Source organism: Bradyrhizobium guangxiense, from assembly GCF_004114915.1.
Lineage (GTDB): Bacteria > Pseudomonadota > Alphaproteobacteria > Rhizobiales > Xanthobacteraceae > Bradyrhizobium > Bradyrhizobium guangxiense.
This window is the reverse complement of record NZ_CP022219.1, coordinates 532531-558107: the sequence shown is the minus strand read 5'-3', so window position 1 is coordinate 558107 and position 25577 is coordinate 532531. Positions and strand designations below refer to the sequence as shown.

The 25577-nt window shown below is 64.6% G+C and carries 24 protein-coding genes and 2 pseudogenes; 11 read left to right on the top strand and 15 right to left on the bottom strand.

The genetic code is table 11. The features are described 5' to 3' along the window. Positions 1 to 3: 3 nt before the first annotated feature. The 3 genes from X268_RS02670 to X268_RS02660 all read right to left on the bottom strand — a co-directional run bounded on the left by X268_RS02670 (position 4) and on the right by X268_RS02660 (position 3270). Positions 4 to 735: an amino acid ABC transporter permease gene (locus X268_RS02670; RefSeq protein ID WP_128923493.1), complete on the bottom strand. Its 732-nt coding sequence runs from the start codon at positions 733 to 735 to the stop codon at positions 4 to 6. A 129-nt stretch (positions 736 to 864) separates the two neighbouring features. Beyond that, entirely contained in the window at positions 865 to 1776 is a 912-nt protein-coding gene (locus X268_RS02665; RefSeq protein ID WP_128923492.1) for an amino acid ABC transporter substrate-binding protein, read from the bottom strand. A gap of 96 nt (positions 1777 to 1872) precedes the next feature. Next, a complete protein-coding gene (locus tag X268_RS02660; RefSeq protein ID WP_128923491.1) occupies positions 1873 to 3270 on the bottom strand; it encodes a M20 family metallopeptidase in 1398 nt (465 codons plus the stop codon). Between the two features lie 287 nt (positions 3271 to 3557). Here X268_RS02660 and X268_RS02655 point away from each other — a divergent pair, with 287 nt between their 5' ends. Next, complete coding sequence (locus tag X268_RS02655; protein ID WP_128923490.1) at positions 3558 to 4937, top strand: LLM class flavin-dependent oxidoreductase; 1380 nt, start codon at positions 3558 to 3560, stop codon at positions 4935 to 4937. Between the two features lie 146 nt (positions 4938 to 5083). Here the strand turns inward: X268_RS02655 and X268_RS02650 are convergent, their stop codons facing one another. The 4 genes from X268_RS02650 to X268_RS02635 form a co-directional block, all read right to left on the bottom strand. Beyond that, positions 5084 to 6745, bottom strand: coding sequence for a thiamine pyrophosphate-binding protein (locus X268_RS02650; RefSeq protein WP_128923489.1), 1662 nt, complete (start codon positions 6743 to 6745; stop codon positions 5084 to 5086). A gap of 118 nt (positions 6746 to 6863) precedes the next feature. Continuing rightward, positions 6864 to 7367 (bottom strand): GFA family protein, encoded by a 504-nt coding sequence (locus tag X268_RS02645; protein WP_128923488.1) that lies wholly within the window; start codon positions 7365 to 7367, stop codon positions 6864 to 6866. A gap of 150 nt (positions 7368 to 7517) precedes the next feature. Continuing rightward, complete coding sequence (locus X268_RS02640; protein ID WP_128923487.1) at positions 7518 to 8645, bottom strand: alkene reductase; 1128 nt, start codon at positions 8643 to 8645, stop codon at positions 7518 to 7520. A 111-nt stretch (positions 8646 to 8756) separates the two neighbouring features. Next, the gene (locus X268_RS02635; RefSeq protein ID WP_128923486.1) at positions 8757 to 10253 is read right to left on the bottom strand and encodes an aldehyde dehydrogenase family protein; all 1497 of its coding nucleotides are present in this window, start codon (positions 10251 to 10253) and stop codon (positions 8757 to 8759) included. Between the two features lie 190 nt (positions 10254 to 10443). On the opposite strand from X268_RS02635, the gene X268_RS02630 reads away from it, so the two are divergent. Beyond that, the gene (locus X268_RS02630; RefSeq protein WP_128923485.1) at positions 10444 to 11289 is read left to right on the top strand and encodes an SDR family NAD(P)-dependent oxidoreductase; all 846 of its coding nucleotides are present in this window, start codon (positions 10444 to 10446) and stop codon (positions 11287 to 11289) included. A 163-nt stretch (positions 11290 to 11452) separates the two neighbouring features. Here the strand turns inward: X268_RS02630 and X268_RS02625 are convergent, their stop codons facing one another. From X268_RS02625 to X268_RS39935, 3 genes and pseudogenes are all read right to left on the bottom strand, one after another. Continuing rightward, positions 11453 to 11659: a hypothetical protein gene (locus tag X268_RS02625; protein WP_024337446.1), complete on the bottom strand. Its 207-nt coding sequence runs from the start codon at positions 11657 to 11659 to the stop codon at positions 11453 to 11455. A gap of 183 nt (positions 11660 to 11842) precedes the next feature. Continuing rightward, the gene (locus X268_RS02620) at positions 11843 to 12118 is read right to left on the bottom strand and encodes a YiaA/YiaB family inner membrane protein (protein ID WP_128923484.1); all 276 of its coding nucleotides are present in this window, start codon (positions 12116 to 12118) and stop codon (positions 11843 to 11845) included. Between the two features lie 40 nt (positions 12119 to 12158). Beyond that, positions 12159 to 12248: pseudogene (locus X268_RS39935) on the bottom strand (PspA/IM30 family protein); the annotation flags it as partial. Between the two features lie 53 nt (positions 12249 to 12301). On the opposite strand from X268_RS39935, the pseudogene X268_RS02610 reads away from it, so the two are divergent. Continuing rightward, positions 12302 to 13417: pseudogene (locus X268_RS02610) on the top strand (HAMP domain-containing sensor histidine kinase); the annotation flags it as partial. Between the two features lie 79 nt (positions 13418 to 13496). Here the strand turns inward: X268_RS02610 and X268_RS39170 are convergent. After that, positions 13497 to 13637: a hypothetical protein gene (locus tag X268_RS39170; protein WP_164937486.1), complete on the bottom strand. Its 141-nt coding sequence runs from the start codon at positions 13635 to 13637 to the stop codon at positions 13497 to 13499. A 79-nt stretch (positions 13638 to 13716) separates the two neighbouring features. Between X268_RS39170 and X268_RS02605 the strand changes: the two genes are divergently transcribed. The 4 genes from X268_RS02605 (at position 13717) to X268_RS02590 (ending at position 17525) form a co-directional block, all read left to right on the top strand. Next, complete coding sequence (locus X268_RS02605) at positions 13717 to 14286, top strand: alpha-ketoglutarate-dependent dioxygenase AlkB (protein ID WP_128923483.1); 570 nt, start codon at positions 13717 to 13719, stop codon at positions 14284 to 14286. Between the two features lie 204 nt (positions 14287 to 14490). Then, the gene (locus tag X268_RS02600) at positions 14491 to 14895 is read left to right on the top strand and encodes a DUF3606 domain-containing protein (protein ID WP_128923482.1); all 405 of its coding nucleotides are present in this window, start codon (positions 14491 to 14493) and stop codon (positions 14893 to 14895) included. A gap of 167 nt (positions 14896 to 15062) precedes the next feature. Continuing rightward, positions 15063 to 15992 carry a carboxylesterase family protein gene (locus X268_RS02595; RefSeq protein ID WP_128929121.1) on the top strand — a complete coding sequence of 310 codons (930 nt, stop codon included), beginning with the start codon at positions 15063 to 15065 and terminating at the stop codon, positions 15990 to 15992. Between the two features lie 309 nt (positions 15993 to 16301). Next, positions 16302 to 17525 (top strand): ABC transporter substrate-binding protein, encoded by a 1224-nt coding sequence (locus X268_RS02590; RefSeq protein WP_164937485.1) that lies wholly within the window; start codon positions 16302 to 16304, stop codon positions 17523 to 17525. A gap of 42 nt (positions 17526 to 17567) precedes the next feature. Here X268_RS02590 and X268_RS02585 read toward each other — a convergent pair whose 3' ends face one another. Further along, a complete protein-coding gene (locus X268_RS02585; protein WP_128923481.1) occupies positions 17568 to 19130 on the bottom strand; it encodes an adenylate/guanylate cyclase domain-containing protein in 1563 nt (520 codons plus the stop codon). A gap of 193 nt (positions 19131 to 19323) precedes the next feature. Between X268_RS02585 and X268_RS02580 the strand changes: the two genes are divergently transcribed. After that, positions 19324 to 20415: an enolase C-terminal domain-like protein gene (locus X268_RS02580; protein ID WP_128923480.1), complete on the top strand. Its 1092-nt coding sequence runs from the start codon at positions 19324 to 19326 to the stop codon at positions 20413 to 20415. Between the two features lie 7 nt (positions 20416 to 20422). Here X268_RS02580 and X268_RS02575 read toward each other — a convergent pair whose 3' ends face one another. From X268_RS02575 to X268_RS02565, 3 genes are all read right to left on the bottom strand, one after another. Next, positions 20423 to 20845: a RidA family protein gene (locus tag X268_RS02575; RefSeq protein WP_128923479.1), complete on the bottom strand. Its 423-nt coding sequence runs from the start codon at positions 20843 to 20845 to the stop codon at positions 20423 to 20425. Positions 20846 to 20935: 90 nt separating this feature from the next. Next, positions 20936 to 21190 carry a hypothetical protein gene (locus tag X268_RS02570; RefSeq protein ID WP_128923478.1) on the bottom strand — a complete coding sequence of 85 codons (255 nt, stop codon included), beginning with the start codon at positions 21188 to 21190 and terminating at the stop codon, positions 20936 to 20938. After that, entirely contained in the window at positions 21187 to 22041 is an 855-nt protein-coding gene (locus tag X268_RS02565; RefSeq protein ID WP_128923477.1) for a helix-turn-helix domain-containing protein, read from the bottom strand. Before X268_RS02565 ends, X268_RS02570 begins: the two co-directional genes overlap by 4 nt. 470 nt (positions 22042 to 22511) lie before the next feature. On the opposite strand from X268_RS02565, the gene X268_RS02560 reads away from it, so the two are divergent. The 3 genes from X268_RS02560 (at position 22512) to X268_RS02550 (ending at position 25534) form a co-directional block, all read left to right on the top strand. After that, complete coding sequence (locus tag X268_RS02560) at positions 22512 to 24389, top strand: PAS domain-containing sensor histidine kinase (RefSeq protein WP_245477757.1); 1878 nt, start codon at positions 22512 to 22514, stop codon at positions 24387 to 24389. After that, on the top strand, positions 24386 to 25051 hold the full coding sequence (locus tag X268_RS02555) for a response regulator transcription factor (RefSeq protein ID WP_128923476.1): 666 nt from the start codon (positions 24386 to 24388) through the stop codon (positions 25049 to 25051). Before X268_RS02560 ends, X268_RS02555 begins: the two co-directional genes overlap by 4 nt. 105 nt (positions 25052 to 25156) lie before the next feature. After that, the gene (locus X268_RS02550; RefSeq protein WP_128923475.1) at positions 25157 to 25534 is read left to right on the top strand and encodes a response regulator transcription factor; all 378 of its coding nucleotides are present in this window, start codon (positions 25157 to 25159) and stop codon (positions 25532 to 25534) included. The last annotated feature ends 43 nt before the right edge of the window (positions 25535 to 25577 follow it).

The following is a 25577-nucleotide window of genomic DNA, read 5'->3' as shown; positions in this document are numbered from 1 at the left end:
CGCTTATTTCCCCGTAATGTAGCCGGGGATCGCGACCCAGCGCTCGAGGAAGCGCATCGCGGTCACGACGACGGCGTTGACGAGGAGATAGAGGATGGTCGCGGCGGTGAAGGCCTCGAACACCTGGAACGAGAATTCCTGCATCGAGCGCGCCTGTCCGGTCAGCTCGAGCAGGCCGATGGTGATGGCCACCGCCGTGTTCTTGATGGTGTTGAGGAATTCGGACGTCAGCGGCGGCAGGATGATGCGGAACGCCATCGGCAGCAGCACGTAGCGATAGCCCTGCACGGTGGTGAGGCCGAGCGCAGTCGCCGCCATCTTCTGCCCACGCGGCAGCGACGAGATGCCGGCCTGCAGTTGCACCGCGACGCGCGCCGACATGAACAGGCCGATGCCGATCGCGGCTGTCCAGAACGGCGCGTTGGGCAATTGCTTCAGCCACAACCCGGCGGCTCTTGGCAGGATTTCCGGCAGCACGAAGAACCACAGGAAGAGCTGCACCAGCAGCGGCATGTTGCGGAAGAATTCGACGTAAGCGAAGCCGAACCAGGTGGCGCCCCGGGACGGCAGCGTGCGCATCACGCCGACGACGGAGCCGGCGATCAGTGCGATGATCCAGGCCAGGACCGCGGTCTTGAGGGTCAGCGCCAGGCCCGACAGCAGCATGTCGAGATAGGAGCCGGTCCCCATCGGGTTCGGCTGGAAAAAGATTCCCCAGTTCCAGTTGTAGTTCACGTGTCCCCCGCGCGAACGCGCCCGTCATTGGGCGTCCTTAGAGAAGTCTTGGGCGCCTATGCAAATGTCCGGCCACTCTGGTGTCAAGAGTGGCCGGACATGATCCGATCGAAAGATCGAGGTTTTATCTTACTTGTAGTCGTCCGGGTTCGGCGAGTCCGTCGGCTTGGCGAACTCGTTCTTCAGCTCGGCCGAGATCGGCGTGTTGAGGTTCAGCCCCTTCGGCGGGATCTTCTGCGTGAACCATTTGTCGTAGATCTTCTGGGCTTCGCCCGAGGTGTAGAGCGCCGCCGTTGCAGCATCCACCACCTTCTTGAAGGCGGCATCGTCCTTGCGCAGCATGATGCCGTAGGGCTCGGGCTTGGAGAACGCGTCCTTGGAGATATCGTAATCGCCCGGCGACTTCGAGCCGGCGACGAGGCTGGCGAGCAGGATGTCGTCCATGACGAAGGCGACCGCGCGGTCGGTCTCAACCATGAGGAAGGCCTCGGCATGGTCCTTGGCCGGGATAATGTTGGCGCCGAGGCCCTTCGCGACGTTGGCTTCGGTGAGCTGCTTGATGTTGGTGGTGCCGGCGGTCGAGACGACGGTCTTGCCCTTGAGGTCGTCGATCGACTTCAGGCCGCTCGACTTCTTGAAGACGTAGCGGCTAGCCGTCAGGAAGTGGGTGTTGGTGAAAGCGACCTGCTTCTGGCGCTCGGCATTGTTGGTGGTCGAGCCGCATTCGAGATCGATGGTGCCGTTCGCCATCAGCGGGATGCGGGTCGCCGAGGTCACCGGGTTGAGCTTGACCTCGAGCTTGTCGAGCTTGAGCTCCTTCTTCACGGCGTCGACGATCTTGTAGCAGATGTCCATCGCGAAGCCGACCGGCTTCTGGTTGTCATCGAGATAGGAGAACGGGATCGAGGAGTCGCGGAAGCCCAGCGTGATGGCGCCGGTGTCCTTGATGTTCTTCAGCGTGCCGGTCAGTTCCTGGGCCCCGGCCTGGCTGACGGCGAAGGTCGCGGCGAGCGCGAGCCCAATGCTACGGAAATGTTTCACTTTTTTCCCCTTTCAGGATGATGCGGCCGGATGCAAGCACAAATCGGCCCGGATTAGAATGTGACTTTCGGCTGGATCGAGGCTCAGGTTAACGGCTCAGTTTAGCGGTCTCGAGAGTGGTCCTGGCAACTGGCCGAGATCCCAGAACAGCCCGGCCATCACCGTCAAGGCCTCTTCGGTCAGAGGCAGCAGGATGTGCTCATTGGGCGCATGCTGGGAGCAACCGGGATACGAGTGCGGGACCCAGATCGTCGGCAGGCCCAGGATCTCGGAAAATACGTCGTTAGGCAGCGAGCCGCCGAAATTCGGCAGCACTGCTGGCGCCTTGCCGGTCGTCTCTTTCACTGAATCCGCCGCCCATTTGATCCAGGGGCTGTCGAAATCGGTGCGCGATGCAGCAAAACTCTGCGCCGCTCGCACCTCGACCATCGGGAAACCACGTTCAACCAGATGCGCGCGGACAGCGTCGATCAACCCCTCAATCCTGGTGCCGACCACAAAACGCAGCTGCAGCACGGCATTGGCCTGGCCCGGAATGGCGTTGGCCGGCTTCTCGATATTGCCGGACGACATCGCCAGCACTTCCAGCGTATTCCAGGCGTAGAGCCGTTCGGCGGCCGAAAGACCCTCCTCGCCCCAGTTCTCCGCGAGTGCGGGCTCGTCCGCAGTCGGCACCACTTGCACATCGGCCAGATAGGAGCGGATCTGATTGGTGAGCCGCGGCGGCTTCAGGGCGTCGAGCTGAAGGCGGCCGTGGCCGTCGACCAGCGTCGAGATTGCATTGACCAGAATGGTCGCCGGATTGGCCAGCACGCCGCCCCAATTGCCGGAATGGTGGCCGCCGTCGCGCAGGTTCACATCCAGATGAATGCGGAGCCCGCCGCGGCAGCCGAGGAACAGCGTCGGACGGTCAGCGGACAGACGCGGCCCATCGGAGGCCATGAACAAGTCTGCCTTCAGCGCGTCGCGATTGAGGTCGCAGACCTTGCCGAGATCGGGCGAGCCGATCTCCTCGCCCATCTCGACGATGAATTTGGCGTTGAAGCCGAGCTTGCCGCCGCGGGCATCGCGCACCGCGCGAAGGGCCGCCATGTTGATGCTGTGCTGACCCTTGTTGTCGGCGGTGCCGCGGCCATAGAGCCGCGTCCCCGCGACCGTGGTACGCCAGGGGTCGCGCCCGTCGCGCCACTCACCTTCCATGCCGTCGACGACGTCGCCATGGCCGTAGATCAGCACGGTCGGCACTGAAGCACTCTCGTGATGCTCGGCGAACAGGAACGGCGCCTTGCCGCTGGGGGACTCGACGATGCGGCTGGTGAAATCCAGCGCAGCGAATGCCGGCTGCATCTCCTGCTCCAGATAGGCGCGCAGTTCGGCGCCGCGCGACGGGTTCTGGCTTTCGGTCTTGAAGGCGACGCGGCGGTCGAGCTCGGCGAGAAATGCGCCGGATTTGAAATCCTCGCGGGCGCGGGCGATGGCGTCGGCTCTGGTCATACTTGCTTTTCGGGCTTTGAGACGAAGGACCTTACCCGACAAGGGTTGGCCTTCGAAAGTGGCGGGGACTTGGATAGTTCTTGTAGTTCTCTTGTAGTTCTCTTGCACTTCTCTTGGGATTTCGTCCTTGCTTCCTTGAGATCGGCTTGCCAAGCGCAGCTGCGACGCTGACTTTGGCCTTGCCAAGCGCAAGCGATATGCAAGAACTTCGCCAAGTTCGGGCTTCAAGTTTGGGGCGCACGTCTAGCATTCGAAGAGCGCTCAGTACAGAGCGCCGGGGAACCAGCATGGCCAAAGAGATCAGACTCAACGCATTTGCGATGAATTGCGTCGCGCACCAGTCACCGGGCCTGTGGACCCATCCGCGCGACCGCACCGCCGACTACAACCGCCTGCCCTACTGGATTGATCTCGCCAAGACGCTGGAGCGCGGCCGTTTCGACGGGTTGTTCCTGGCCGACGTGCTCGGGGTCTACGACGTCTATGGCAACAGCCCGGACGCGGCCTTGCGCAACGCGGCACAGACGCCGTCAAACGAGCCGCTGCTGCTGCTCTCGGCCATGGCCGCGGTGACACAAAACCTCGGCTTCGGCGTCACCAGCAATCTCTCCTTCGAGCCGCCCTACCCGTTCGCGCGGCGGATGTCGACGCTCGATCATCTCACCGAGGGGCGGATCGGCTGGAACGTCGTCACCGGCTATCTCGACAGCGCCGCGCGTGGCGCGGGCAAGGACAAGCAGACCGGGCACGACGACCGCTACGACATCGCCGACGAATATATGGAGGTGGTCTACAAGCTCTGGGAAGGAAGCTGGGAAGACGACGCCGTGCTGCGCGACCGCAAGCGCGGTATCTTCACCGATCCCACAAAGGTGCATCGCGTCAACCATGAGGGGACGAACTACCGCATCAACAACACCATTCACCTCAGCGAGCCCTCGCCGCAGCGCACGCCCGTGCTGTACCAGGCCGGCACCTCGCCGCGCGGCCGGCAATTCGCGGCGCGTCATGCCGAATGCGTGTTCATGTCGGGACCGTCGGCCAAGGTGATCGGGCCACGCGTCTCCGCAATCCGCCAGGAGGCCGCCGCGATCGGCCGCAACCCCGCCGAGATCCTGATGTTCTCGATGATGACGATCATCCTCGGCCGGACCGAAGCCGAGGCGAAGGAAAAGTACGCCGATTACCGGCGCCATATCAGCCCCGAAGGCGCGCTGGCGCTGATGTCGGGATGGACCGGCGTCGACTTCTCCGGCTACGACCTCGACCAGCAGGTGCGGCACGTCCAGAACGATGCCGGCCGCAGCGCCATGGACAACATCACCCGCGCCGATCCCGATCGGGTCTGGACCGTGCGCGACGTCATCGAGCATGTCGGTATCGGCGGCGCCGGGCCCGTCGTGGTCGGCACGCCCGAGAGCGTCGCTGACAAGATCGAGGACTGGTTCGAGAAGACCGACGTCGACGGGCTCAATGTCGCGTTCGCGATCTCGCCCGGCGATTTCGAGGATATCGCCGACATGCTGGTGCCGGAGCTGACCCGGCGCGGAAGGTACAAGAGCGAGTACGCAAAGGGCACGCTACGGGAGAAACTGTTCGGCGCCGGCCGCGCGCGACTCGACGCGCCACATCCGGCGGCGGGATATCGGGTGGGGAAGAAGGGGTAGAAACCACACACTGGCTGTCATGCCCCGACTTGACCGGGGCATCCAGTACGCTGCGGCGTCTCGGCTCTCACCGCTGCCTCTGGAATACTGGATCGCCCGGTCAAAGCCGGGCGACGACACGGAGTGTGTGGGACCTCGATCGCGCCTCAGACCGTCCCGTCCACCATCACCTCGATCAGCTTCGTCCCCGGCCGGTTGAACGCTGACGCGAGCGTCGCCTTCAGTTCGCGGGGATCACTCACCTTGATCGCCTCGCAGCCGAGCGCCTTGGCGACGCCGGCGAAATCCACAGGCGGATCGACAAAGTCCATGCCGACGTAATTGTCGTCGCCGTGAAAGGCGAGCAGGCGCTGCTTGATGATGCGGTAGCCGCCATTGTTGGCGATGACGACGTTGAGCGGCAGCTTGTGATGCGCCGCGGTCCACAGCGACTGGATCGAGTACATCGCGCTGCCATCGCCGGAGAAGCACACCACCGGACGATCTTGATTGGCGATGCTGGCGCCGACCGAGGCCGGCAGGCCCCAGCCGATGCCACCGGAGGCAAGGCCATGATAGCCGTAGCGGTCGCGATGCGGCCGCAGCGCCGTAACCTGGCGGCTGGAGGTGAGGCCTTCATCGACCAGGATGGCGTTATCAGGCATCGCCTCAACCATTTGCAGCACCAGATAGTCGGGATCGATGGGGCTACGGCCCGCACTCTTGCTGATCTGCTCGACCAGAGCAGCGCGCCGTGCAGCCCAGTTCTTCGGCGCAAGCTCGGCGAGACGCTGTCTTGCGCGGCCCGCGAGAGCCGTCCCGCCCAGCTCTTTCAAGACGGGGATCAGCGCGCGCAACGTTTCCTTCAGATCCGCCTTCAGCGCGATCTCGGCGCCGTAGTTCTTGGCGATCTCCCAATCGACGAGGCCGATCTGCACAATGCCGAGCCCGTCAGGCAACGCGTCGACCTCGCTATAGACCGACATCCGCAAGGGATCGCCGCCGAGCGCGATCAGGAGATCGTACGGCGCGAGCGTATCGCGGGCGGCCTTCTGCACGCGCGCGAGCGTGCCGACGAAGCTCGGGCTCTCAGACAGAAAGTGCGAGCCGTACGGCGTCGAGGACTGGTAGGCCGCAGCGCCGAGCAGCTCGGCCAGCTCGGCGGCCTCCTTCAGCGCGTCGCTCTTGACCACCTCGTCCATGGTGACGATGACGGGACGCTCGGCCTTCAGCAATCGCGCGGCAAAGGCCCTCAGGGCCTCGTCGGAAGGTTTCGTGCGCGCATCGATGCGGGTGGAGCGGCCGAGGTCGATGCCGGCTTCGCTGTTGAGGATGTCGCCCGGCAGCGAGATGAACACCGGTCCGGTCGGCGGCGTCGTCGCCACCTTGGCGGCGCGGCGCACGATGCGCGGCAGGTCCTCCAGCCGCGTCACCTCGACCGCCCATTTCACCAGCGGTTCGGCCATCCGCACCAGTGGGCCATAGAGCACCGGCTCCATCAGCCCGTGGCCCTGCTCCTGCTGGCCGGCAGTCAGGATCATCGGCGTGCCCGTGAACTGGGCGTTGTAGAGTGAGCCCATGGCGTTGCCGAGGCCGGGCGCAACGTGGACGTTGCAGGCGACGAGCTTTCCCGAGGCGCGGCTGTAGCCATCCGCGATCGCGACCACCAGGCTCTCCTGCATCGCCATCACATAGGTGAGATCAGGATGGTCCCTCAGCGCATGCATGATCGGCAACTCGGTGGTGCCGGGGTTGCCGAACAGATGCGTGATGCCCTCGTCCTTGAGTAGCGCGAGAAAAGCCGAGCGGCCGGTGATCTTGTTCTTCATGTTTCCTCCAGGGAGCGGACCGTTGCCGCAAGGCCGAGGCATGATGGCCGAATTCTTGGGAGCCGCGCAAGGAAGCGCGGTCATGGCTGCGTTGCGCGGGAGCAACGCAAGCGGTCCCTTACATCTCCTCGCGCCCGAGCTCGAATGGGTCCTCGCCGCCCGCGCGCTTCTTCTTTTTCGAGCGCTGCCAGACCACGCCGGGAAAGCCCTTCAGCGGCACCAGCGGCTCGCCGGGATAGGCCCATTCCTGCAGCTCCTCGATCGCGATGTGATAGAGCGGCTGGCGGCCGGGGCGCTCATTGAACAGCGCGCGCGGGATGTTGACCATATGCGGCCCGCGCGGGCGCTCATACGCGATCGGCGTGCCGCAATGCGAGCAGAAGCTGCGGGTGGTCTTCGTGGCCTTGTCCTCGTAGCGGGTCAGCGCCGTCTTGCCGGAGGTGAGGCGGAAGCGCTTCTTCCAGCTGCCGACATAGGTCGCGTAAGCCGCGCCATGTGCGCGGCGACTGGCGGCGGAGTGGTCATGCCAGGCCCAGCGCGCGGGGACATCGATCTCGAAGGTGACCTTGCCGCAGAGGCATTGGCCGGTGGCTGTCCCTGCGGCGACTGCGGCTTTGGCCATGGACGTCTCCCAGTTGTCATGCAAGCGCAGCGAAGCAATGTCGTCATTCCGGGGCGATGCGAAGCATCGAGCCCGGAATCCATCCACGTCTAGGTAATGCGGCCCGATGGATTCCGGGTTCGCGACTTCGTCGCGCCCCGGAATGACAGATCAGGCCGGCGTCAGCTCGTCATAGACAGGATAATCCGTATATCCCTTCTCCTCGCCGCCGTAGAACGTCGCACGGTTGTACGGCGTGATCGGGTAGCCGTGCTGCAGGCGGCGCGGCAGATCGGGGTTGGAGATGAAGATGCGGCCGAACGCGATAATATCGGCATGGCCCTCGGCGATCGCCGCGTTTGCGGTCTCGCCGGTGAAGCCGCCTGCGGTCATCAGCACGCCGCTGTAGAGCGGACGGAACAGCACCATCGCCGACGGCACGTTCTCCCAATGGACGTCGGCACGGCCGGCGCCGCTGGAGCGCGGCTCGATGAAATGCAGATACGCCAGGTCAAGCTTGTCCAGCGCCTTCACTACATGGGTGTACAGCGGCATCGGATCGGGCTCGCCGGAATCATTGGCGATGCCATGGGGCGAGAGCCGCACACCGACGCGGTTCGCACCCCAGACATCGATCGCCGCCTGCGTGACCTCGAGCAGCAGCCGCGCGCGGTTCTCGATCGAGCCGCCATATTGGTCGGTGCGATGATTGCTGCGCGACTGCAGGAATTGCTCGAGCAGATAACCGTTGGCGCCGTGGATCTCGACCCCGTCGAACCCCGCCGCGAGCGCATTCTTCGCCCCTTGCCGGAACGCCTCGACAATACCCCTGACCTCGTCGGTCTCGAGCGCGCGCGGCGTCTCATAGTCCGAGATCTTTCCGTCGGCGGTCATCGCCTTCATCCCGTCCGCCCTGATCGGGATCGCCGAGGCCGAGACCGGCAGCTCGCCGCCGTGGAATGAGGAATGCGAGACGCGGCCGACATGCCAGAGCTGGAGGAAGATGATGCCGCCCTTTGCGTGCACCGCGTCGACCACCTTCCGCCAGCCGGCCACTTGCGCCTCCGAATAGATGCCTGGTGTCGCCGGATTGCCGCGGCCGTGCGAGAGCACGGGCGAAGCTTCGGCGATGATCAGGCCGCCGGGCGTGGCGCGCTGGCCGTAATATTCGGCGTTGAGCGGTCGCGGCGAAAAGCTTTCGCGCTCGGCCCGCATGCGCGTCAACGGCGCCATCGCGACGCGATGCGCAAGCTTGTACGGACCGACCTGCAACGGCCTAAACAACGCTTCGAACTTCATGTGGTCCCCGGATGTCTATGAAAGGATGCGTATCATATAGCGAGGGACGGCACCGGAAAAGGCGCCGCCCCATGCAGTTATTCTCTCTCACGGAACGCGACAGAGCACGTCTTACGCCGTCTTGATCCAGACGGCCTTCACGTTGAGATACTCCTCGACATGCTGCTTGCCGGACTCGCGGCCGTAGCCGCTCATCTTATAGCCGCCGAAGGGCACTGCCGGATCCATCGCCTGGTAGCAGTTCACCCACACCGAACCGGCGCGCAGCGATTTTGCGACCGCATGCGCCTTGCTGACGTCGCGCGTCCACAGGCCCGAACCGAGGCCGAAGGTAGTGTTGTTGGCGCGCTTGACGAGCTCGTCCATGTCCCTGAAGGCGATCGCGGAGATGACGGGACCAAAGATCTCCTCTTGCGCGATGCGCATGTTGTCCTGGACGCCCGCGAACACCGTCGGCGAGACGAAGAAGCCCTTCGACAGCGCGCCTTCGGTGACGCGGCCGCCGCCGGCGAGCGCCTTGGCGCCTTCCTTTTGGCCGATGTCGAGATAGCCGGTCACACGTTCGAGCTGCTGCTCGGACACCAGCGGCCCGATCTGGACATTGGGATCAAGACCGTTGCCGACCTGCAGCTTCTTGCCGAACTCGGCGACGCGGCCGACGAACTCCTCGTAGATCGACTGCTCGACGAACAGGCGCGTACCGGCGCTGCAGATCTGCCCGGAATTGGCGAACACCGCCATCGCCGCGCCCGGCACGGCGGCATCGAGATCGGCGTCCGCAAACACGATGTCCGGCGACTTGCCGCCGAGCTCGAGCGAGACGCGCTTGAGGTTGCCCGCCGAGGCGCGGATGATCGACTGGCCGGTCACATGCGAGCCGGTGAAGGCGATCTTGTCGACGTCATGATGCGAGGCAAGCGCAGCGCCCGCGGTCTCGCCATAGCCGGGCACGACGTTGACGACGCCGGGCGGAATGCCTGCCTCCATTGCCAGCTCCGCGATGCGCAGCGAGGTCAGCGGCGCCTCTTCGGCGGGCTTGAGCACCACGGTGCAGCCGGTCGCGATCGCCGGTCCGATCTTCCAGATCGTCGCCGTAAGCGGTCCATTCCAGGGGATGATCGCGCCGACGACGCCGATCGGCTCCTTCAGCGTGTAGGAGAAGATTTCGCCCGGCAGCGAGTTCTCGATGGTCTCGCCGTGGATCGCCGTGGTCTGGCCGGCATAGTAGCGCAGCATGCCGACGGCGCGCAGGCGATAGGCGCGGGTGCGGCTGAGCGGCGCGCCCATGTCGAGCGTGTCGAGCTGCGACAATTCGTCGAAATTCTTCTCGACGAGATCGGCGAGCCTCAAGAGCAGATTCTGCCGCTCGAACGGCTTGACCTTGCTCCAGGGTCCCTCGAAGGCACGGCGGGGGGCGGCAACCGCGCGGTCGATGTCTTCCTTGTCACCTTCGGCGACGGTGGCGAGCAGTTCGCCGGTTGCGGGATTGCGGGTCTCGAAGCGTTTGCCTGAGGCTGCGTCGACCCACTTCCCGTCGATCAGCATCTGCTTGTAGGACCCATTCGCGAACGGATGGCGCGTGATCGGAATAGCCTGCGACACAGCCATGGCTGCACTCCCTGTCAGGTGATTGATTGGGTCGATCTGGGCGGGATCGTTGGTTCGACAAAGTACAACCCGGCCGGAGGGGCGTAAAGACGGCGCGGAGCGAAGACCTCCCATGCCGACTTGTGCAGGGTCGGACGAGGCGCATGCTATAACGCGACCGAGCGCAACGCAGCTTCGCCGGAGTCCAGCCATGTCGCACCCAGCCATCGTCAAAGACAACGTTGCCGTCGTCACAGGTGGCGCATCCGGAATCGGATTTGCCGCCGCCGCGGCGTTTGCGCGCACCGGCATGAAGGTGTGCATCGCGGATGTCGATCAGGCACGTCTGGCTGAGGCCGCAACAAAACTGTCATCCATCGCCGGTGCCGCGAACGTAATGACGGCCGTGGTCGATGTCAGCAAGACAGAAAGCCTGACGGAACTGGAACGCACTGTGCGCGAGCGGTTCGGCGGTACCGACATTCTCATGAACAATGCCGGCATCCAGCCCGGCAGCACGCTGTTCGGCGAGCCCGATCACTGGCAGCGCATCATCGACGTCAATATGTGGGGCATCATCAACGGCTCCCGCATCTTCGCGCCCGCCATGATCGCACGCGGCAAGAGCGGCCTCATCATCAATACCGGCTCGAAACAGGGCATCACCACGCCGCCGGGTGATCCCGTCTACAATGTCTCCAAGGCCGGCGTGAAGGCTTTCACGGAAGCGCTCCAGCACGAGCTACGCAATACCAGGGATTGCCGCGTGACGGCCCACCTGCTGATTCCGGGCTTCGTCTTTACCGGCCTCACCGCCAAGGGCCGCACCGAGAAGCCGGCGGGCGCCTGGACGCCGGAGCAGACGGTCGATTTCATGCTGGCGCGCCTGGAGGCCGGCGATTTCTACATCCTGTGCCCGGATAACGACGTGCCGCGCGCACTCGATGAAAAGCGCATGCTGTGGGCGGCCGGCGACATCATCGAGACCCGCCCGCCGCTGTCGCGCTGGCATCCGGACTACGCGGATGCATTCAAGAGATTCGTGGAGGGGAAGTGACTACCTGATCCTCATGGTGAGGAGCGCGCCCTTGCGCGCGTCTCGAACCATGCAGGCCCGGCTGCGACAGCCCGGCCTCGATCCTTCGAGACGCCCGCTTACAGCGGGCTCCTCAGGATGACGAATTGGAGTATTCGCGGTGCGGCAGGTTCACGCGAGCGCCCTACAACGTCTCCTGCTTGTGCCCGCAATTCTTGCAGGCGAACTTGACGCGGCTCTGGCCCTTCTCCGCCTGGACCCGGTTCGGCGCGCCACACTTGCCGCAGATCGCCTCGATGCGGGTCGTGCCCTGCTTGACGACGATCGTCTTCTTTTCCATCGATTCGCGGATCAGGCGCTCGGCCTCCTCACGCAGCGATTGTTTCGACAAAGCTCGTCTCCGCCTCTGAAAAGCGCGAGAGCCATATCGCACCTGCCGTCGAAGCACAATGCGGGATGCGGATCACCGGCCCGATCGAAACGTCATGGCCGGCTGGTCGCGGACGCGAGAGCCGCGGCAGCGCTGCTGCGCGGCTCTCTTGCTCGTCGCCCGGATTGGCTCGAGGCGCTGCGTTCAAGCGGCCTTGGAAACCTCCATCAGCAGCCGCTCGGCTTTGGCATCCTCGATGCGGTTCACCAGCCGGCTGCTCTCGTGATTGTCGCGTACGGTCTTGGTCAGCGTGATGCAGGTCTGAATCAGCATGACCATGCCCATGGTGAGATAACCCTTCATCCAGAGGTCGATCGGCAGGAAGAAGATGCCGATCGCAACCAGGAAGGCTGAGGCTGCGAAGGACGCGTATGTGAAGCTCACCCAGGCGCTGCTGTGGGGCTGGCCGTTCTGGTTCATGATGGTCTCCTGTGAGTTCGAATGATGATGAGATGTGGGCTCAGGCAGCCGGCGCGCGCCTGGACTTCAATCGCGCCAGCACGTCGTCTGCGGTGGTCTTGAGGCGGGGGCCGAAGCCCTGTTCGGCGAGCGGGGCGAGTACGCACAGGAGGGTTCAGCGCGGCTCGACAGCGGCATGACGCTCAGGAAGTCGGGCAGTCGCTCGCCCATATCGAGGAAGTCGCGGACGCGCTCCACGGGCAATACCGGGCGACCTTGCGCAACCGCGTGCCGGACAAGCCGCCGCCGCCGATCTATTCCTTCAGCCGAGGCCTCGGCGTGCACGTGTTCTCGGCGATGCCCGTGATCGTCAACAACCGCGTCGCCGGGGTGATCTACACCACGCGGACGCCGAGCAACATCTTCGATCATCTCTACCAGGAACGGGCCAAGTTCGTGCTGGCGGGGCTCGCCGTCATCTTCGGCACGATCGCGATCAGCCTCGTCTTCTCCCGCACCATCCCCCTGCCGATGCGCGAGCTGATCGAACGCGCCGCCCGGATCGGCCGCGGCGACCGCGAGGCGTTCCAGCCGCTCCGGCATTACGGCACGCGCGAGTTCGCCCAGCTCTCGCATAGCTTCCTCGGCATGGCCGAACAGCTCGCAAGGCGCTCGGACTATATCGCGACGTTCTCGGCCCATCTCACCCACGAGCTGAAATCGCCGCTGACCTCGATCAAGGGCGCGGCCGAGCTGCTGCAGGATTCGGTTCAAGGCAAAGCCGAGGGCCTGACGCCGGCCGAGCAGAAGACGTTCATCGCCAACATTCTGTCCGACACCCAGCGGCTGGAGGCGATGGCGCAGCGACTGCGCGATCTGGCCCGCGCCGAAAGCCTGCCGCAGAACGAGCGTACCGAGCTTGCACCCGTGATCGCCGACCTCCGGAGCCGGTTTCCGGCAAGCGATATCTCGGCCAGCGGCAGCCTCGACCGCCCCATCGGCATGTCCGGCGAAAAGGCGCTGATCGTGCTGTCGCATCTCGCCGACAACGCAGTGCGGCACAAGGCGAGGTCAATCCGGCTGGAGGCGGTGGACGAGCGGACCACCCTGCTTCTGACGGTCAGCAACGACGGCGAAGCGATCTCGGCGCCGAACCGCGACAGGATTTTCGATGCGTTCTTCACCACCCGCCGCGACCAGGGCGGGACCGGGATGGGGCTTGCGATCGCGCGCGCGGTGATGGCGAGCCATGGCGGCTCGATCAGGCTCAAACCGACTGAAGACGGCGCCGCCTTCGAACTCCAGTTCCCTGTCGCCTGAGGCGCGATGAGGTCATCGCCCCACAGTTTATTTGGCATGATCTATTCGGAAAACCGCTTCACACTTTTCCGGATCACGCCTAGATGGCGAAGACCCAGGCGGCGACGATGGCGCCGATCGTGACCAGACCGGCGATGGTCCAGCCGGCGGCATATTCCAGCTCAGGATGACCGGTCGCCCGCATGATCTCTGCCGGATCGGCGGTATGCTTCTGTGCCATGACAGCCTCGCACGTTACTTCCCGCGTCTTATGTAAGTCGCATCAGCCGTCTTTAGGTTCCATCACGGAAATGCGAGGAATGACGCAGCTTGGCTTGTTCGCCGAACCGGACGCAGGGCCGGCCGGCCTTCGCTACTGGGACAATTTTATCGATGCCGCCGCCGAGCAGGCGCTGATCGGCCGCATCGCAGCATTGCCGCTGCAGCGCTTCCAGTTCGGGGCGTTCGAGGGCAACCGCCGGGTAGCGTCCTTCGGGTATCGCTATGACTACGCGCTGCAGCGGCTGAGCGAGGCGGAGCCGATCCCGGACTGGCTGCTGCCGGTCGCGCGTCAGGTCGAGGCCTGGGCGGGGCTGCCGGAGGGCAGCGTCCGGCAGGGGCTCTGCACCGACTATGACATCGGCGTCGGCATCGGCTGGCACCGTGACAAGCCGCATTTCGCCGAGATCCTCGGCCTGTCGCTCGGCTCGGCCTGCAAATTCCGCTTTCGCCGCCGCAGCGGCGACAAATGGCAACGCTATACGCTCGAGGCGCAGCCGCGCTCGCTCTATATGATGCAGGGCGAGGCGCGCGCACTGTGGGAGCACAGCATCCCGCCGGTCGAGGCACGCCGTTACTCCATCACGTTCCGGACCCTGAAGTGGACTTAGCGCGGCCGGCGGAAGCAAAAACGCGAAAACAACCCCATGCAAAGTAGAGCGCCCGCTCCGCCGGATGCGCGGTGACGCCGCTTAGCGGTTTGATACGTCGGTGCAAAACCGTCGCGTCGCGCAATGCCCTTCCGGCTTGCAGCTTGCCTTGCAAATCCCGTTGCATGCTAGACTGGCGGACACATTCCACGGCAGGAGGGACGCATGGCCGACAACACGGCAAAGCGGGGCGGGGCTGATCGCGCCCTGATCGCCATCAGCGAGAAATACGAAGTCGCCTACTGGTCGAAGAAGTTCAAGGTGACCCCGGCCAAGCTGAAATACGCCGTCAAGAAGGTCGGCCATTCCGCCAAGAAGGTCGAGGCGTATATCAAGCTCCAGAAGCACCGAGCTTCCGACAAGAGCCGGATTGCGCTGAGCGAACCCTACGAGGTCCGCTACTGGTCGAAGAAGTTCAAGATCACTCCGGCGAAGCTGAGGCTGGTGGTCGGGGTGGCCGGCCATTCCTCCAAGAAAGTCGAAGCCTATCTCGCCGCCCAGAAGGCCGCGAAGAAGAAGGTGGCCAAGAAGACGGCGAAAAAGGCAACCAAGCGCAAGAAGGCCGCCTGAGGCCTGCCCCGGGAGATATGGATGCAAACCCGCAACCCGGATCCAATCGCGTCGGCCTCGCCGAGCCAACGGTGCCGTGAAATCGCCTCAAGGCCAACGAATAAGGCGATTTGAAAAGACAGGCCAAACCCGCGAACCAAAATGAGGGGCGCAAGGCCGGCACCATGATGAAGAACCATCTCGTATTTTTCCTGCTTTTGACCATGACGGCGGCATCCGCACATGTCGGCTTGCCGGTGCGGCTGACGGGGTCTCCCGATCTCGTCCTGGCAGGCCTCACCGACTCCGACACCACCGCCGGCGGCACCGCGCGGCTGTGCGAGCAGGTCACCTTCTCGCGCGGCCTGCGCTACGGCGAGAGCGAAGCCAACGTGCTGGATGTCGCCACCAGCGCCACCAAGGCGGACACGCCGCGGCCGGTGCTGCTGTTCGTGACCGGCGACACGTTCACCGGCGACCGCGCCGCGCCGGACTTGTCGCGCCAGATCCAGGACCAGGCGATGTGCTTTGCCGCGCGCAACGACATGATCGGGGTGCGAGTCAATTATCGCCTGGCGCCCTCGGCGACCTGGCCAGCCGGGGCGGCCGACGTGGCGGCGGCGCTGTCCTGGGTTCACGGCAATATCGACCTGTTCAACGGCGATGCCCGAGAGATCGTTGCGGTCGGCTACGGCGCCGGCGCCTTCCATGTCGCGACCCTGCTGGCGCATCCCGAGCTTCAGACCGACCGCGCCGATGTCGCCGCCGTCGTGCTAATCTCCGGCATCTACCGCGCCGGCAAGGACGCGAACGACAGCGAGAAGGCCTATCTCGGTGGCGATGCCACGCAATACGACAACCGGTCGGTGTTCCCCGGCATCCTCAATGTCGACGTGCCGATCGTGCTGGCCTGGGCCGCCGATGATTCCGCCGGCATCGTTGCGCAGGGCGAAACCCTGAAGAAGACGCTCTGCGGCGCCGGTCATTGCCCGCGCAGCGCGCTGCTCCGCAGCCGGGACGGCATCGCAAATGCCTTCGGTCTCGACGGCTCGGGCGACAGTCTCGCCGAGCCGACGCTGCTGCTGGTGAAGCAGCTCGAGGCGCGGGGGCTACCGTAAGTCAGCGCGGCTCCTTATCGCCGACTCACATACGCCATTTGCTGGGCTACTTTCTCTCCCGCCCTCTCTCCGCAAGGGACCAACGAGGACGAAGGTTAGGGAGAGGGGTACCACGGAGGGATTCTCTCCATCAGAGAGCGCTACGCGCGCGTAACGACCCGTCAACACGCCTGCCGTTTCATTCGCCCCCATGCGCTCGTGTGAAGACGCCGCACCAAGCCACACGATTGCCAAACGCTTGACTTATATCAACTCGCCTTGGTGCGAACTGAGCCGACCTCGTTGGGGGCCAACGACAAGGTGTCGAGCATGCGCGTCACCGGAAGAGTGCTGTTCGTTCTGATCGTCGCTTTCGCCTCGCTGGGGGCGATGTCGCAGCAACGCGCCGAGCAGCCGGCGAGCGACGAGGACGTCCGCATCGGCAATGTCATGCCGTATTCGGGCGCGCTTTCCGAATTCGGCGCGATCGGTCAGGCGGAAGCCGCTTATTTCGACATGATCAACGCGCGCGGCGGCATCAACGGCCGCAAGATCCGCTTCATCACCCGCGACGACAATTCCGATCCGTCGACCGCGCTCGAGCTGACGCGCAATCTGGTCGAGAAGGACGGGGTGCACCTGATGTTCGGCTCGTTCGGCACGCCCGGCAACCTCGCCACGCGCTGGTATCTGAACGAGAAGAAGATCCCGCAGCTTTTCGTCGCTTCCGGCGACGAGGAGCTGAGCCAGGCCAAGGCGTTCCCCTGGACCATGGGCTGGCAGCCGTCGATCCGGTCGGAGGGGCGCATCTACGCCAACTACATCCAGGCCTATTACCCCAGGAAGAAGATCGTCGTGCTCTGGCAGAACGACCAGTTCGGACGCATGCTCTACAAGGGAATCCAGGACGGCCTCGGCGATCTCAATCGTCATGTCCTGGTCGACATCGCCTTCGACATTGGCGATGAGCACCTCGACGGGCACGTCTCGATCCTCAAGCGCGCCGGCGCGGATATCTTCGTCTTTCTCGGCGTGCCGTCGACGGCATCCAAGGTGATCAAGCTGGCGGCTTCGCTCAACTGGCGCCCGGTGTTCATCGTCAACGATGCCTCCGCCTCGATCGCCAATGCGATGGCGCCTGCGGGCCTCGAGAATTCGGCCGGCGTGATCGCGGCAACCTTCCTGAAGGATCCGAGCGCCCCCGCCTGGAAGGACGATCCCGCCATGAAGGAATGGTTCGCCTTCATGGACAAGTACCATCAGGTCGAAAGCACCAACAACAGCGCCGCGGTCTACGGCTACGCCGCGGCCGAAGCGTTGACGCAGGTGCTGAAGCAATGCGGCGATGACCTGTCACGCGACAACATCATGCGACAGGCGGCTTCGCTCAGAGGCTACAACCCCTCCGTCGCGCTGCCCGACATCAGGATGAACACCTCGCCGAGCAACTATCTGCCGATCAGGCAGATGCGGCTCGTCCAATTCGACGGCCGCTCCTGGCAGCCCTTTGGTGATGTGATCGAGACGGCGTTCACGGAAGGGGCAGCACGGTAACAGTTGGACTCTTATCCTCCCCTGGAGGGTAAGGAAGCCGCCTCACGCCGGCTTGAGCGAGGCGAGCGCGTTCTCCAGCAGCGAACGTACGCGAGCGGTATCGCCGGATTTCACCACAGCGGGGTCGAGGTAAAGCTCCAGCCCCGGCGCGCGCTCGGTGATGATACCGCTTTTCTCCGCCGCCGCGTCGTTCAGCGCATCGACCGAATAGGGAATGACCTCGCGGCTGATGCCCTTCATGGTGATCGCAGGCAGCGCGTGGGCGCGGACGATGTCGCTGACAAGCGCGAAGGTCTCGTAGCTCAGCACGATGCCGCCGGGCTCGGCGATCGACTGCAGGCGCGCGGCGAGGTTCGCTTCGGCACCGATGATGGTGTAGTCCATACGGTCGGTGCTGCCGAAATTGCCGACATTGCAGTAGCCGGAATTGATGCCCATGCGCGAGCGGAACGGCTGCTCGATGCCGGCCGCCCGCCATTTCGCGTTGAGCTCGGCAAGGCGCTGCTGCATGCGCCAGGCCATCTGCAGGCAGGCCTGCGCGTCGGCGCGGTCGCCCCTGGTCTCGGGATCGCCGAAGAAGATCAGCATGGCGTCGCCGATGAACTTGTCGATGGTGCCGCCATATTCATGGGCGATCGCCGACATCTCCGTGAAATATTCGTTGAGGAGCTGGGTCAGTTGCTCCGGCTGCAGCCGTTCGGCGGTGGCCGTGAAGTTCTGGATGTCGGAGAAGAAGATGGTGAGCTTCTTGCGCTCGGTGTGGATGGTGACGTCCTTCTGGCCCGAGAAGATGCTCTTGTAGACCTGCGGCGGGATGTAGCGCGAGATCTTCATCGACAGCGAGGCCAGGAAGTCGTTGGCGGATTCGAGCTCCTTGTTCATGGTCTTGATGCGGCCGGCCTGGCGGCGCTGCAGCGACAGGAACGACAGACCGCTGCCGGCTGCGATCAGGAAATAGGCCAGCAGGAACTTGAACGAGAAGATGTTGGCGGCGATCGGCTGGGCGATGATCACCTCCTGGATGCCCCTGACATCGCCGACCTTCCAGTCCTTCTTCGGGCTCTCGGGGTGGCTGTTGTGGCAGCTCACGCAGGCCGGGCCCATGGTGACGGGCGCGACCAGGCGGACCTTATCGTTGAACAGCGAGGTCTCGGTCTCGACGATCTTCTGCTCGGGATCCTTGCGGAGCGTATCGAGTGCGTCCTTTTCGAACTTGTCGAGCTGGTGTGGGGCGCGATTCTGGAACGGGAAGTCCGAGACGAAGCGGTAGGTGATGTTCTCCTGCTGTGCGCCGATCACCCGCCCGAGCTCCAGCGACAGCGTCGCAGGGATCGGGATGGCGCCGGGGACGGATTCGTAGTTGTGAACCACCCTGGTCGTGCCGTTCGGATTGGCCAGCACGCGCCCGACCACGTTGGACGCGTAATAGCTGCGCACGCTGGTGATGACCGAGTTGAGATCGGCCGCCTGCCGGCGCAACGCCGTCTTGCTCAGCTCGGTCAGGTCCAACCACACCGCAAGCGGCAGAGCAAGCAGGAGGAAGGCGATCGCGGCGCCCGTGAGGATGCCGTTCTTGCGCTGCTCTTCGGAGATCTCTTGTTTCACTCTGTGGCTCCGTTGTGTGCAATCTTATCGCAAATCTTCGGGATTGGCGACAAGGCATGCCGCGGCACAGAGCCAACAAAAGCGGCTTCGCGCAACCCCATTTTATGGTGGTCGCAGCAAGCACCTTTTCGTTTCATGACGAATGTTTAAAATCGACATCGAGTGCCATTCACGCCGCCGGGAGATCCTCCAAATGACCGAGACCATCCGCATCAGGCGCTTCAACGCGCGGCCCGTGATCGTGCCGATGACCCTGCCGCTCCAGACTTCGACCGGAGCGGTCGCCCGGGCGCCGCTGGTGCTGATCGACTGCGAGACCGACCAGGGCGCGCGGGGGCATGCCTACCTGTTCTCGATCACGCCAGCGGCCCTGAAGCCGCTGACGGCGATGGTCACGGAAATGTCAGATCTCGTCGCCGGCGACGAGCTGCTGCCGTTCGAGATCGAGCGCAAGCTGAGCCAGCGCTTCACGCTGCTGGGCCTCGCGGGCCTGCAGCGGCTGGCACAATCCGGCATCGACATGGCGGCTTGGGACGCTCTGGCGCGCAGCAAGGGCCTGCCGCTGGCGCGGCTGCTGGGCGGCGCACCGAAGCCGGTCAGGGCGTACAACTCGAAAGGGCTCGGCATCATGCCGGCGGGGGCCGCCGTAGAGGAGGCGCACAAGTTGTTGGCCCAGGGATTTCAGGCCGCCAAGATCCGCGTCGGCCGCCCCGATGCACGGGAGGATCTCGCCGTCGTCCGCGCGGTGCGCAAGGCCGTCGGCGACGAGGTGACGCTGATGTGCGACTACAATCAGGCGCTGACGGTCACCGAGGCCATCTGCCGGGGCGAGATGCTCGACGACGAGGGCCTGAGCTGGATCGAGGAGCCGATCCGTCACGACGACTATGCCGGCTGCGCCCGCATTGCCGACGCGCTGCGCACGCCGGTCCAGATCGGCGAGAACTTTGACAACGCCTTTTCGATGCAGGCGGCACTCTCGGCGGAAGCTTGCGACTACGTGATGCCGGACGCACAGCGGATCGGCGGCGTCACCGGCTGGCTGGGCGCCGCCGCGCTCGCCCACGCCGCCGGCATCGAGATGTCCTCGCACCTGTTCTCGGAGGTCAGCGCGCACCTGCTCTGCGTCACGCCGACCGCGCACTGGCTGGAATATGTCGACTGGGCCGACGCGGTGCTGGCAAAGCGGCTGACGATCAAGGACGGCTTTGCGCTGCCGAGCGAGGAGCCGGGGAATGGGATTGCGTGGGACGAGGCGGCGGTCGCCAAATATCTCGTCACATAGGCGCCTGCTACGACCGGACGGCGGCAATCATGTTCAACTCGACCGGCGCCCCTCGCGGCAACTCGGCGACACCGACGGACGTCCGCGTGTGACGACCGCGATCGCCGAGGCGTTCGATCAGCCGGTCGGAGGCCCCGTTCATGACTTGCGACTGCTGGGTAAATCCAGGCGCTGACGCGACATATCCCACGACCTGCAGGACCTGGACGATCCTGTCCTCTCCGCCCGTTGCGTGGTTGATGGCGGAGATGCAGAGATCGGCGCACAGGGCGGCAGCCTCCTGCGCGGCCGCGATATCGACGCCAGCGCCGACCTTTCCAGCATACAGCAGCTCCTCGCCGCGACGGGGCAGCTGACCGCTGACATACGCAATTCCACCATGGATGATGACCGGCAGGTAGTTGCCGCCGGGCTTGTTGACGCCGCTCATCTCGAAAGCCTGCCTGTTTCGCATCGGGCCAAACGACGCATCCGTATGCATCGCTGGACGAGTGGACAATGGCAGGCGCCACGTCACCGATCAAGGGCGTGCGTCCACTCGGTGGTCGATCGACTCCATCGAGGCATAGCGAGTGACGCCGGCAGCGACGAGCCTGCAGAAGCTGAGAGTGATGCGGCCGTAGAAGGCGCCTGCTCCAGGGTCCGAGGATGCGAAACGATAGGAGGCGCCGAGACCGCGAGCGATCGCCAGCAATCCCATGATCTCGTGGTGCGTTAGCGCCGAGTGAATGCCGAGCAGCGAAAGCAACAGGGCTTGAACGCCGACGCTGCTCATGACGGCCTCGCCTCGATGCTTGGCATCGGCAGAAACTGCGCGCGACGAGCGCTTCTCCATTGATATGGCGTATCGCCGGCGAAGCGTTTGAACACCGTCGTGAAATGAGCCTGCGTCTGGAACCCCACGGTCAAGGCGATGTCAACGAGCGAGACATCGGCCCGCTGCAGCAACTCCTGGGCTCGCTCGATCCGCCGCTTCAGCAAATAAACGTGCGGCCGCATGCCGACGGCCGCCCGGAACTGCGCGGCAAAATGCATCCGGCTCAGACCGGCCACGGCGGCCAGATGCTGCAAGGTGATCTTAGCGTCCAGATTGTCGTCGATATACTGCATGACGCGCTTCAGGCGCCATTTCTGCAGTGAGCGCACTGTCCGACAGGCTTGCCCTTCGCGGTCGCCCTCGGCCGACTCGGAGTGGCCTCGACTGATCACCGTCCGCCGGCTGGCCTTGCGGGTCAACATGGCCAGACGCAACGCGTCGACAAGGATGGCGGAATGGGGATTATGCATGGCTTTGGTAGCCGCGAGGGCATCCGAGAGGCGCCGCATCACCTGGTCCGTGACCTCCTCGACATCCGTCTCCCGATCCGACCCGGCGGACACGCGCGCAAGACATTTCGCGGAGACCTTGAAGCTCTGCCCGCCGTCAGCCGATCCTCGCACCTCCGTCGCGGGCGGCTCGATGGCCAGGGCGACATCCAAATGCACGAGGGACAACGTCATTGCCTCCTCGCCGGGGCGCGGCGAACGTTTCGATGGCCGCAATTGCGGGCCGTCGATCGACGAGACGTCCATTGCGGCGGCGACATGATCCTTGGCGGCTTGCGGGTATGACATCTGCAGCGACATCGTCGAAACTCCTTGTCCCAATTCGCACCGGCAAGGCCTGGCAGGCTGTCCGGATGCGATGGGAGCAGAGTAGTTCGGCGGTCGGCGCGCTCCATTCTACGCGCGGGTGCGTGGATAAGGTCTCGGGTTAACCGCGTCATACCTAGGTATGATCGCAGCACAGTCACCGGGCGAGAGCGCGAGCGGAACGCCTCATCCGTAGCCACCGGTGACCGAACCCGGTGGCCGGGCGCCCCTGCGGTAGTTTGACGCGCCCGCGATCGGCGAGATCACCGAAGAGCCTCGTTCTGCCGGGAAGCTTGCTGTCGATCCCCGCGCCGCTTCAACTTCCCACGAGGTCTTCCATGAGAGCACGAAAATCACCTGGCCGGATATTGTGGACGCGATGAAATCGAGGCATCAACGCGGCTGCAATGAGAAGAGCACAGCCTGTGACGATGACGAACCTTGATCGGTCCACGGGTTCAGCCATGAGCCGCGCCGGCTTGCGGTTCTGGTCTGCCGCCCTTGCCCTTGCGGTGTTCATGGTCGACGTGCTGACGCCGCTCGAGGGCGCGGTCGCCGTCCTCTACGTGGTTGCGATCCTGCTGGTGGCGAGGACGAACCGGCGCAACGACATCGTCATCGCCGCAGCCGGCTGCATCGTCCTGACCATAAGCGCCTATCTCGTGTCGCACGGTCTGCAGACGATCGCCTCGCCTGCCCTTCGCGCGCTGGTGAGCCTCGCGGCCATCGGGATCACGACCCTGCTGGTGCTGCAGAATCACGCGGCGACGACGCGCCTCGCAGCCCAGGCGCGACTGCTCAATCTCTCGCATGACATGATTTTCGTCAGGGATCGCAGCGGTGTGATCACCTTCTGGAACAAGACTGCGGAACAGACCTACGGCTGGTCCGCCGACGAGGCGCTCGGCCAATCCGCCGACAGGCTGCTGCGGACTAGCTATTCCAACCGGCGGGAAGTCATCGAGACCGGCCTGCTCGAAACCGGGCGATGGGAAGGCAGGGTCGAGCAGCGCACGAAGGCCGGCGCGATCCTCACCGTCGATGCCCGATGGGCCCTGCAGCACGACCATCTCGGCAAGCCCGTGGCGGTGCTCGAAACGCACACGGACGTCACGGACCGCGTGGCGGCTCACAGCGCACTGGTGCAGAGCGAGCAGCGATACCGCCGGATGTTCGACGCAACTCGGATCGGCGTCGTCGAGGAGGACTGGAGCGGATTGCGGGCGGCGCTGGATTCGCTACCGACGCGCGGGGCGGATCTACGGGATTATCTGGCGCGACATCCCGATTTCGTCCGGCATGCCCGCGGGCTCGCCAGAATCGTCGCCGTCAATCCCGCCCTGCAGAAGATGGCGGGAGCAGGCAGCTCTGCGGCCTTCGTCGAGAAGGCGGACAAGCTGCTGGGCGAGAACGACCGCAGTTTCCTCGACGCCCTGGTCGCGTTCGCGCAGGGAGAGCCGTTCCACGAAGGAGAGACCGAGCTGGTGCGGCTCGACGGACGCAAGGTCCCCGTGCTGTTCACGATCACCTTTTCGCCTCAATCCGGCGAAGATCACGACGTGCTCGTGTTCGTCGTCGACATCACCGAGCGCAAGCAGGCGCAGGACGCGCTGCTCGCAGCGCAGGCCGACCTCGCCCATGCTGCGCGCGTTGCCACCCTCGGCGAGCTCAGCGCCTCCATTGCGCACGAGGTGACCCAGCCGCTGGCGGCGATCGTCACCAGCGGCGAAGCCGGCCTGCGCTGGCTGCGGCGCGACGTCCCCGATCTGAAGGAGGTTGCGACGACGATCGGCCATGTCGTTGCTCAGGGCCGCCGCGCCAGCGAGATCGTGACCCGCATCCGGACCTTCCTGAAGAAGGCCCCTGCCCAGCAGGACCTGCTGCACATCGGCGAGATCGTCGAGGAGGCAACTGCGCTGGTTGCGCGCGAGCTCGCCAAGCACGATGTCTCCTTCGTCCTCGAGATGGAGCCCGACCTGCCGCCTATTCGCGGCGACCGGATTCAGCTGCAACAGGTCCTGGTCAATCTTCTGATCAATGCCGGGCAGGCCATGTCGGGCCAGCCCGGTTCCCGCACCATCACGCTGCGCGTCGGTACCGCGAACAGCGAAACGCTTGGAATCACGGTGCAGGACAGTGGCCCGGGCATCCACCCTGACGACCTGCCGCGCCTGTTCGATCCGTTCTTCACCACGAAGGATGGCGGAATGGGCATAGGGCTTGCGATCAGCCGAACCACGGTGGAAGCTCACGGCGGCCGATTGTCGGTGGCGAGCACTCCGGGTTCGGGAGCGACATTCCGCCTGACACTGCCATATAGCCAAGAACACGCCTTGCCATGACACGACCAAACCAGGCCCACCCGCCGGCGCCCCCCTCGATCGTCATCATTGTCGATGACGATGCAGGCATCCGCGCCTCACTCGACAGCCTGTTCCGATCGGTCGGCCTCGCGACGCGGCTGTTCGGCTCGCCGGCCGAACTACTCGGCAGCTCACTGCCCGACGGCCCCGGCTGCATCGTGCTAGACGTCCGCCTTCCGGGCGTCAGCGGGCTCGATCTGCAGGGCCAGCTCGTCCGGCAGGGCATTAGCTATCCGATCATCTTCATGACCGGCCATGGCGACATTCCAATGTCGGTACGCGCCATGAAGGCCGGCGCCGTCGATTTCCTCTCCAAGCCGTTCCGCGACCAGGACATGCTCGATGCCGTAACGGCGGCGCTCGAGCGCGACGCGCAGCACCGCGCCGAAGCCGCGACCAAGGAGGACATCCGGGCCCAGTACGAGACCCTGACGGCGCGCGAGCGCGAGGTGATGGGCCATGTCACCGCCGGCCTGATGAACAAGCAGGTCGCCGCCCTGATCGGCCTCAGCGAGATTACCGTCAAGATCCACCGCGGGAACGTCATGCGCAAGATGGGGGTTAGGTCACTGGCCGACCTCGTTCGCAAGGCCGAGGCGCTCGGGGTCTCCCAAACCCGCAGGACTACGGACCAAACCTGAGTATAATTTCAGCGGGCATGCCAGGGGTGCATAAGGCGCCATCGGCCGCGCAACGGGAGATATCCTCCTCGTCTTGCGGAACACCGCGGTCAGGATTGTGCGCGAATGGCCAAAACCCCCGTGATTGCAATCGTGGATGACGATGAAGGCGTTCGTACGTCGCTTGCGAGCCTGGTTCGCTCGCTTGGCTACGAGGCCGATGCCTACGAGTCCGGCGTCGACTTCCTGCAGCATGCGGCGGGAGACGATCCAGCCTGCATGATCGCCGATGTTCAGATGCCCGTGATCACCGGCGATGAATTGCAGGCCCAGTTGGTCGCCTCCGGCCGCCGCTTTCCGATCATCTTCATGACAGCGTTTCCAAGCGAAGCCGTACGTCAGCGCGTGATGGCCGCTGGCGCGCATTGCTATCTCGGCAAGCCTTCGAGCGGCGACGAGATCATCCGCTGTCTCGAGGACGCGTTGGCAGGCCAGATGCCGTAACCCATCCGTACGCCTCTCGCGCAACGGCCCCTCGTTCCCAGCC

Bases quoted from the DNA above. Each gene is read 5' to 3' on its own strand.
- X268_RS02620 (WP_128923484.1), bottom strand. From the start codon at position 12,118: ATGAACCAGAACGGCCAGCCCCACAGCAGCGCCTGGGTGAGCTTCACA.
- X268_RS02560 (WP_245477757.1), top strand. From the start codon at position 22,512: ATGAGCCGCGCCGGCTTGCGGTTCTGGTCTGCCGCCCTTGCCCTTGCG.
- X268_RS02580 (WP_128923480.1), top strand. From the start codon at position 19,324: ATGACCGAGACCATCCGCATCAGGCGCTTCAACGCGCGGCCCGTGATC.
- X268_RS02590 (WP_164937485.1), top strand. From the start codon at position 16,302: ATGCGCGTCACCGGAAGAGTGCTGTTCGTTCTGATCGTCGCTTTCGCC.
- X268_RS02645 (WP_128923488.1), bottom strand. From the start codon at position 7,367: ATGGCCAAAGCCGCAGTCGCCGCAGGGACAGCCACCGGCCAATGCCTC.
- X268_RS02595 (WP_128929121.1), top strand. From the start codon at position 15,063: ATGAAGAACCATCTCGTATTTTTCCTGCTTTTGACCATGACGGCGGCA.
- X268_RS02650 (WP_128923489.1), bottom strand. From the start codon at position 6,745: ATGAAGAACAAGATCACCGGCCGCTCGGCTTTTCTCGCGCTACTCAAG.
- X268_RS02630 (WP_128923485.1), top strand. From the start codon at position 10,444: ATGTCGCACCCAGCCATCGTCAAAGACAACGTTGCCGTCGTCACAGGT.
- X268_RS39170 (WP_164937486.1), bottom strand. From the start codon at position 13,637: ATGGCACAGAAGCATACCGCCGATCCGGCAGAGATCATGCGGGCGACC.
- X268_RS02640 (WP_128923487.1), bottom strand. From the start codon at position 8,645: ATGAAGTTCGAAGCGTTGTTTAGGCCGTTGCAGGTCGGTCCGTACAAG.
- X268_RS02660 (WP_128923491.1), bottom strand. From the start codon at position 3,270: ATGACCAGAGCCGACGCCATCGCCCGCGCCCGCGAGGATTTCAAATCC.
- X268_RS02555 (WP_128923476.1), top strand. From the start codon at position 24,386: ATGACACGACCAAACCAGGCCCACCCGCCGGCGCCCCCCTCGATCGTC.
- X268_RS02655 (WP_128923490.1), top strand. From the start codon at position 3,558: ATGGCCAAAGAGATCAGACTCAACGCATTTGCGATGAATTGCGTCGCG.
- X268_RS02565 (WP_128923477.1), bottom strand. From the start codon at position 22,041: ATGTCGCTGCAGATGTCATACCCGCAAGCCGCCAAGGATCATGTCGCC.
- X268_RS02550 (WP_128923475.1), top strand. From the start codon at position 25,157: ATGGCCAAAACCCCCGTGATTGCAATCGTGGATGACGATGAAGGCGTT.
- X268_RS02600 (WP_128923482.1), top strand. From the start codon at position 14,491: ATGGCCGACAACACGGCAAAGCGGGGCGGGGCTGATCGCGCCCTGATC.
- X268_RS02575 (WP_128923479.1), bottom strand. From the start codon at position 20,845: ATGAGCGGCGTCAACAAGCCCGGCGGCAACTACCTGCCGGTCATCATC.
- X268_RS02570 (WP_128923478.1), bottom strand. From the start codon at position 21,190: ATGAGCAGCGTCGGCGTTCAAGCCCTGTTGCTTTCGCTGCTCGGCATT.
- X268_RS02605 (WP_128923483.1), top strand. From the start codon at position 13,717: ATGACGCAGCTTGGCTTGTTCGCCGAACCGGACGCAGGGCCGGCCGGC.
- X268_RS02635 (WP_128923486.1), bottom strand. From the start codon at position 10,253: ATGGCTGTGTCGCAGGCTATTCCGATCACGCGCCATCCGTTCGCGAAT.